The following is a 6,587-nucleotide window of genomic DNA, read 5'->3' as shown; positions in this document are numbered from 1 at the left end:
CGTCACGCGAGGGTTTGTGCTGCTGCAAGGGCTTGTTTCGCGTCCGGGGGTGTCGTGGGCGGTGATGGGGTTGCGTGGGTCGTGACGATGGTGGCCGCGAGGTCGGTCGCGGGGGCCGGTGTGCTCGGCGGGCCGTGGTGTCGTCACGCGAGGGTTTGTGCTGCTGCAAGGGCTTGTTTCGCGTCCGGGGGTGTCGTGGGCGGTGATGGGGTTGCGTGGGTCGTGACGATGGTGGCCGCCAGCTCGGTCGCGGGGGCCGGTGCACCCAGTCTGCCGTGGTGTCGTCACGCGAGGGTTCGTGCTGCTGCAAGGGCTTGTTTCGCGTCCGGGGGTGTCGTGGGCGGTGATGGGGTCGCGTGGGCCGTGACGACGGTGGCCGCCAGCTCGGTCGCGGGAGCCGGCGCGCTCGGCGGGCCGTGGTGTCGTCACACCAGGGTTCGCGCCGCCGCAAGGGCTTGCGCCGCGTAGGAGCGTCCGAACAGGACGGTGTGGACGAGGAGCGGGAAGAGCTGGTGCAGCGGGATCCGTTCGCGCCAGTCCGCGGCGAGCGGGGTGGTTTCGTCGTAGGCGGCGACGACGTCGTCGAGGTGCGGGCAGCCGAAGAGGTGGAGCAGGGCGAGGTCCGTCTCGCGGTGCCCGCCGTGCGCGGCCGGGTCGATGAGGCACGCGCCGGTGGCGGTCCAGAGCACGTTGCCGTTCCACAGGTCGCCGTGGAGGCGCGCGGGTGGTTCGGCCGAGTCCGGGATCGCGGCGCAGGCGCGCTCGAAGACAGCCCCCTCGGCCGAGGCCAGGACGCCGGCGTCGACCGCCCGCCGGACGTACGGCAGGACCCGGTGCTCGGCGTACCAAGGGGACCAGCGCTCGCCGGTCACGTTCTTCATCGGTGCCAGCCCGATCCACGCGTCGACCGGACCGCCCGGCGGTGGCGCGCCGAACGCCGGCGCACCCGCGGTGTGCAGCCGCGCCAGGCCGCGGCCGAAGTCGCGGGCGGCTTCGCGCGTCGGGCGGGCGGTCTCGATCCGGTCAAGCACGAGCCACTCGTCGTCGCTGCCGCGGACGCGCGCCACGGCGACGGCGCCGGGCTCCGCCAGCCACCGCAGGCCCGCCGCTTCAGCCGTCGTCGCTCCGGGAGCGTGGCCGCGCTTCACCACGACCGGGCCGTCGTCGAGTTCGGCGTCGCTCAGTGCGCCGCCCGGCCGGGGCGCGCGCACCACCCGCCGTCCCGTGAGCCGGGTGATCACTTCGTCGGGGGCACTCACCCGGGCCACGCTCTCACCGGTCGTAGTCGACCGCGACCTCGGGTGTCGTCGGCCGGGCGCGGCACGTCAGGATCCGGTGCTCCACCACGTCGGCTTCGGTGAGGGCGTACTGCACGTCCATGTCGACCCGCCCGCGCGTCAGCTTCGCCACGCACGCCCCGCAGGCGCCGCCGGTGCACGAATACGGCACGTCGAGCCCCGCGCGCAGCGACGCGTCCAGCACCGTCTCACCCGGCGAGGTCACGACGTCGGTCACCGAACGCCCCACCGTCACGGCCAGCGCCGCCGACGCGCCGGACGGGCTGCGCGCGGGCGCGCCGGCGAACAGCTCGAACGACACGTCCTCGTCCGGCACGTACGCCTCCGCCAGCGTGCGGCGCGCCATCTCGAGCAAACCGCGCGGGCCGCACAGGAACCACTGGTCGACCTTCGCCGGGTGGAGCCGGTTCTGCAGCAGCGCGCGCAGCCGCGTGCCGTCGAGGCGGCCGCTGCGGTAGCGCTCGTGCGAGATGGCCAGCGCCTCGCCGACGGTGTCGAAGTGGCGCACCGGCCGGTGGGCGTGCAGGTCCGGATCCCGTTCGTCGGTGCGGAAGTGCACCACGTGCAGGCGCCCGGCCCAGTCGCGGGCGAGCGCGCTGATCTCGTCGGCGAACATCGTCGTCGCGCCGGAAGTGTTGACGTACAACAGAGTTGCGCGGCTGTGCGGTTCGTCGCGCAGGGCGCTGGACAGGATCGACAGCACGGGCGTGATGCCGCTGCCCGCCGCGAGCGCGACGTAGTGCGCCGTGCGGCCCGGCTGCGGCGCGAGCGTGAACCCGCCCGACGGGGGCAGCACGTCGAGCTCGTCACCCGGCTCCAGCTGCCTCGTCGCGTACGGCGAAAACGCCCCGCCTTCACGACGCTTCACGGCGATCCGCAGCGACTCCGACCCGGCGGGGGAGCAGATCGAGTACGTGCGCCGGACCGCGCTGCCGCCGGCCGTCGTGCGGATCACGACGTGCTGGCCCGGCACGTGCCGGAACGTCTCGCGCAGCTCGGGCGGGACGTCGAACGTGATCGCCACGGCGTCCTGCGCCACGGGCTCGACCGCGGTGACCCGCAGCGAGTGGAAGCGGCGCGTCGCGCGTGGCACGGCCTCCGGCGCAGGAGGCTGCTCGAAGCACTCGGTGAGCCGTCGCCACGCGCGGTACTCGGCGGGCGTCAGCTCGCGGCCCCACGCCGTGGTGATCGCGACTTCGCGGGCCAGGTAGGCGTCGCGGTTGTCGTTCCACGCGCGCACGTAGCGGTAGAACGGGATCGCCGGGTGCAGGTGGTGCACGAGGTGGTAGTTCTGGTACAGCATGATCGGCGTCATCAGCCACTCCAGCCCCACGCGCACCCGCGTGGCGCCGAAGCGGTTCTCGCCGAGACCGTGGTGGGGCAGCCAGTCGAACCACCACGCCAGCAGCGCGAGCCCCAGCCGCTGCGGGACCAGGTAAACCGCGAGCAGCTCCCAGCCGTGGCCGCACGCCGCCACCGTCACCACCGCCGCGGCGAACGCCGTGAGCGTCACCAGGGTTTCCACGCGCTCGGGGCGGGGCCGGCCGTGCACGTGCCGGGCGTAGAAGCGCACGTACCAGAAGTCGATCGTCAGCCACCGGAACGGTAGCTGCCACCACGGGCCCTGCGACGTCCACGCGTCCGGGTCGGTGCTCGCGTCGGCGTTGGTGTTGCGGTGGTGCTCGATGTGGATGAAGCGCAGGAACGGGAACGACCCGTAGGCGGCCACGAACAGCATCGCCAGCCGGCCGAGCACCTCGTTGAGCCACGTCAGCTTCCCGGCCGCGTGGTGGGCCGACTCGTGCGCGACCGTGAACATCGTGAACGTGACGAGCGCGTGGATCGGGATCGTCACCCACCACGGCGCCAGCCCGGCCAGCAGCAGCCACGTGGCCGTGCCCCACGCGGCGAGCCCGCCGGCGAACAGGGCGAGCGTGGGCAGCGACGCGGGCGGCAGCGGGATCCGGGGGCTGGGCACGGTGGCACCGTCGAGCGCTCCCGGCTCGCCCGCGAAGGGCGGCCGGCTGTCGACGACGGGCATCGAGCGGTCTCCTCGGTCGAGCGCTCCCTGGCCAAGCGCAGCAAACTTAGACAATGCGGAAGCCGTTGTAAATCGGTTTCGGCAGGAATGTAAGGGGCCCGTTGCGGGGTGCGGCGCGCAGTCGATCTCCGTCAGGGGGCGACCGCGCGTGCGCGCTGGGTGCTCGACCGCTGATCGGGCGGGGTGCTCGGGTGCCCCCGACCAGGTTCGCCCACGCGGCTGGCCTAGACTCGGACGTCCCGGTCAGCAGGTGACCGGGGCCGTCCCGAGGGACGTTCCGGCCCACATCGTTTACCGCTCGAGGAGAAGACCTTGAAGAGCACCGTCGAGCAGCTCAGCCCGACGCGAGTCAAGATCAATGTCGAGGTGCCGTTCGACGAGCTCAAGCCGAACTTCGACCGCGCCTACCGCAAGATCGCCCAGCAGGTGCGCATCCCGGGCTTCCGGCCCGGCAAGGCGCCCGCTCGCGTCCTGGAAAGCCGGATCGGCCGCGCGCCGGTGCTCGACGAGGTCGTCAACGAAGCCATCCCGGCCAAGTACATCGAGGCCGTCCGCGAGGGCGAGGTCCGCACCCTGGGCCAGCCGGAGTTCGAGGTCACGAAGCTCGAGGACCGCGACGTGCTGGAGTTCAGCGCCGAGGTCGACGTGCGGCCCGAGATCGAGCTGCCGGACCTCGAGGGCCTCGAGGTGAGCGTCGACGACGTCGAGACCACCGACGCCGAGGTCGACGAGCAGCTCGACGAGCTGCGCGCCCGCTTCGGCACCCTCACCGGTGTCGAGCGCCCGGCCGAGAACGGCGACTTCGTGTCCATCGACCTGTCGGCCGCCGTCGACGGCAAGCCGGTGGAGGAGGCCTCCACCACCGGGCTGTCGTACGAAATCGGTTCCGGCCAGCTCGTGGACGGCATCGACGACGCCATCATCGGCGCCGAGGCCGGCGAGACGAAGACCTTCACCACCAAGCTCGTGGCCGGCGAGTTCGCCGGGCAGGACGCCGAGGTGACCGTGACCGTCCAGTCGGTCAAGCAGCGCGAGCTGCCCGAGGCCGACGACGAGTTCGCCCAGCTCGCGAGCGAGTTCGACACCATCGACGAGCTCAAGAGCGACCTGCGCGACCGCCTCGGCCGCGTGAAGAAGATGCAGCAGGGCGTGCAGGCCCGCGACAAGGTGCTCGACATCCTGCTCGAGCGCACCGAGGTGCCGATCCCGGAGAAGGTCCTCGAGTCCGAGATCGAGAACCGCAAGCACGACGCGGTGCACCCGTTCGACCACGACGAGGACAAGCTCGCGCAGGCGCTCGAGGCCGAGGGCCGTTCGCTCGACGAGCTCAACGCCGAGATCAAGGAGGAGTCGGAGAAGGCGGTCCGCACGCAGCTGCTGCTGGACACCATCGCCGACAAGGAGAAGACCTCCGTCAACGACGGCGAGCTCACCGAGCGCATCATCTACCAGGCCCAGCGCTTCGGCGTGAGCCCCGACGAGTACGTGCAGCGCGCCCAGCAGTCGGGCCAGCTGACCGCCATCTACGCCGACGTCCGCCGCGGCAAGGCGCTCGCGACGGTGGTGCGCGGCACCACCGTCACGGACGCGTCGGGCGCGGCCGTCGACCTGACCGAGCTGTTCGGTGCCGACGAGGGTGACACCCCCGCCACCGACGAGACGCAGGTCACCGAGGAAGCGGCTGCTACCCCTGCGGAGTAAAGCTGTAAGCGAACTTGGGCGGTGTCGGGCATTCCGCACCGCCCGAGTTCGTTAGGGTCGGTTGCAAGATCTCAAGCACTGAAAACGCTAAGCACTTAGAAGCGACAGCGGCGGCCGATACGAAGAAGGGCCGTCGCCGGCGAAAAGGCAGGCAGACGTGAAGCAGCACATGCCCGAGGGGCGGACCGGCACCTCCGGACTCACCCTCACCGACTCGGTGTTCGAGCGGTTGCTCCAGGAGCGGATCGTGGTCCTCGGCTCCGAGGTCAACGACGAGATCGCCAACCGGATCACCGCGCAGCTGTTGCTGCTCGACGCGGACGACGCCGAGTCCGACATCCGGTTCTACATCAACTCGCCGGGTGGCTCGGTCACGGCCGGGTTCGCCATCTACGACACCATGCAGCTCATCCGCCCGGACGTGGCCACCTACGCCATGGGCATGGCGGCCTCGATGGGGCAGTTCCTGCTCTCGTCGGGCACTCCGGGCAAGCGGTACGCGCTCCCGCACGCCAGGATCCTGATGCACCAGCCGTCGGCCGGTGTGGGAGGTACCGCGTCCGACATCGCCATCCAGGCGGACCTGTTCAACAAGTGGAAGCAGGAGCTCGCCCGCATCACGGCGGAGCAGACCGGCCAGACCACGGAGCAGATCATCAAGGACGGCGACCGCGACCGCTGGTTCACCGCGCAGGAGGCGAAGGACTACGGCTTCGTCGACCACGTGCTGTCCGCCGGCATCACCTCGAACAACTGAGCGCGAAGCACACAGGAGACCTCTCATGAGCAACTTCCGGCTCCCGGGTGACTTCCGGGCTCCGCAGACCCCGCAGTCGCGGTACATCCTCCCGTCCTACGTCGAGCGCACCAGCTACGGCGTGAAGGAGTCCAACCCGTACAACAAGCTGTACGAGGAGCGGACGATCTTCCTGGGCGTGCAGGTGGACGACGCGTCGGCCAACGACGTGATGGCCCAGCTGCTGCACCTCGAGCACGAGGACCCGGACCGCGACATCAACATGTACATCAACTCGCCGGGTGGGTCGTTCACGTCGCTGATGGCGATCTACGACACCATGCAGTACGTCCGCCCGGACATCTCGACCGTGTGCCTCGGCCAGGCCGCTTCGGCCGCCGCGGTGCTGCTGGCGGCCGGCACTCCGGGCAAGCGCTTGGCGCTGCCCAACGCGCGCGTGCTGATCCACCAGCCCGCCACCGAGGGCACCTACGGCCAGGTCTCCGATCTGGAGATCCAGGCCAACGAGATCCAGCGCGTGCGCCGCCAGATGGAGGTCATCCTGGCGAAGCACACGAACAGGGAACCGGACCAGATCAAGGCCGACATCGAGCGGGACAAGATCCTCACCGCCGAAGAGGCCAAGGCCTACGGGATGATCGACGAAGTGCTTCCGTACCGGAAGGCTTCGGCTGTTTGATCACCGGGCCGGGGGGGGGGGGGGGGGGGGCCCCCCCCCCCCCGCCGGGCGGGGGGGGGGGGGGGTGGGGGGCCGCCCGGGGCCGCCGGGGGGCGCGCGCGCGGGGGGGGC

Annotated in this window: 5 protein-coding genes; 3 read left to right on the top strand and 2 right to left on the bottom strand. The window is 71.2% G+C overall.

Translation table 11 applies throughout. The features are described from left to right. Positions 1-425 precede the first annotated feature (425 nt). Entirely contained in the window at positions 426-1,268 is an 843-nt protein-coding gene (locus tag ACIA77_RS25440; protein ID WP_395888462.1) for a fructosamine kinase family protein, read from the bottom strand. Between the two features lie 4 nt (positions 1,269-1,272). Further along, positions 1,273-3,339 carry a fatty acid desaturase gene (locus ACIA77_RS25435; RefSeq protein WP_395888461.1) on the bottom strand — a complete coding sequence of 689 codons (2,067 nt, stop codon included), beginning with the start codon at positions 3,337-3,339 and terminating at the stop codon, positions 1,273-1,275. Between the two features lie 312 nt (positions 3,340-3,651). On the opposite strand from ACIA77_RS25435, the gene tig reads away from it, so the two are divergent. From tig to ACIA77_RS25420, 3 genes are all read left to right on the top strand, one after another. Continuing rightward, on the top strand, positions 3,652-5,040 hold the full coding sequence (gene tig / locus ACIA77_RS25430; RefSeq protein WP_395888460.1) for a trigger factor: 1,389 nt from the start codon (positions 3,652-3,654) through the stop codon (positions 5,038-5,040). Between the two features lie 157 nt (positions 5,041-5,197). Next, complete coding sequence (locus ACIA77_RS25425; RefSeq protein ID WP_395888459.1) at positions 5,198-5,797, top strand: ClpP family protease; 600 nt, start codon at positions 5,198-5,200, stop codon at positions 5,795-5,797. 25 nt (positions 5,798-5,822) lie between these two features. Next, on the top strand, positions 5,823-6,476 hold the full coding sequence (locus tag ACIA77_RS25420) for an ATP-dependent Clp protease proteolytic subunit (RefSeq protein WP_204094583.1): 654 nt from the start codon (positions 5,823-5,825) through the stop codon (positions 6,474-6,476). Positions 6,477-6,587: the final 111 nt, after the last annotated feature.

Origin of the sequence: Amycolatopsis sp. NPDC051903 (genome assembly GCF_044452505.1) — a bacterium.
Classification (GTDB): Bacteria; Actinomycetota; Actinomycetes; order Mycobacteriales; family Pseudonocardiaceae; genus Amycolatopsis.
Note: the sequence above shows the minus strand (reverse complement) of the source record. Positions and strands in the feature narration are given on the sequence as shown.